At 71.7% G+C, this 767-nt stretch carries 1 protein-coding gene; it reads right to left on the reverse strand.

Translation table 11 applies throughout. The annotated features are described in order from the left end of the window. A partial coding sequence (locus LPA54_RS33730; RefSeq protein ID WP_228984512.1) for a MerR family transcriptional regulator occupies positions 1-592 on the reverse strand: 592 nt, incomplete at its 3' end. Positions 593-767: the final 175 nt, after the last annotated feature.

Raw genomic sequence — 767 nt, forward strand, 5'->3', positions numbered from 1 at the left:
GCGACAGCGCGCTCTCGACGTCCCGCCACACCACGCCCACGGCGATGCCGAAGACGCCCTGGCCGCCCTGCAGCAGGGCGTGGACCTCGTCGGGCGACGTGCACTCGTAGACCGTCGCGCCGTCGCTCATCAGCGTCATGCGCTCCAGGTCGCTGAAGCCGCGCTCGCGCAGGTGCTGGACGGCGGTGCGAATGTTCTGCAGGGACACGCCGGTGTCCAGGAACCGCTTCACGATCTTCAGCACGACGACGTCGCGGAAGCTGTACAGCCGCTGTGTGCCGGACCCGTGGGCGGGGCGCACGCTCGGCTCGACCAGCCCCGTGCGCGCCCAGTAGTCGAGCTGGCGGTAGGTGATGCCGGCCGCGGCGCAGGCCGTGGGCCCCCGATAGCCGATCTCCTCGGTCGCCATGGCCGCCGCCCCTCCACCGCTCGGAACGGCCGTCGGTCGCTGCGGAGCGGGCTCGATCGCACCGCCGCGCGCGGGATGACCCCCGCCCGAGCGGAGCGGAGAGCTCTGGGGAGGATACGGCCCGCCCGCCCCGAAAACGCGTCCGGGGGCACCCCCCGCCGTACCGTCGCCGCTGCTTCTCACGCCGACCTCCGTCCTTGACCTGCCTCCTCGACGGTAGGCAGTCACCAAGGGTGCGTCAACGATCGCCACACTCGGCACGCCGAGTGATAATCACCCTAAGAGTGGTTTCCCGTACCCCGTCGCGGGGAAAGGCTAGCCGAATGTTCTCGGCGCGGGCCGCGACCGACGCCGGGTC

This window comes from Streptomyces sp. DH12, from assembly GCF_020873895.1.
GTDB lineage: Bacteria > Actinomycetota > Actinomycetes > Streptomycetales > Streptomycetaceae > Streptomyces.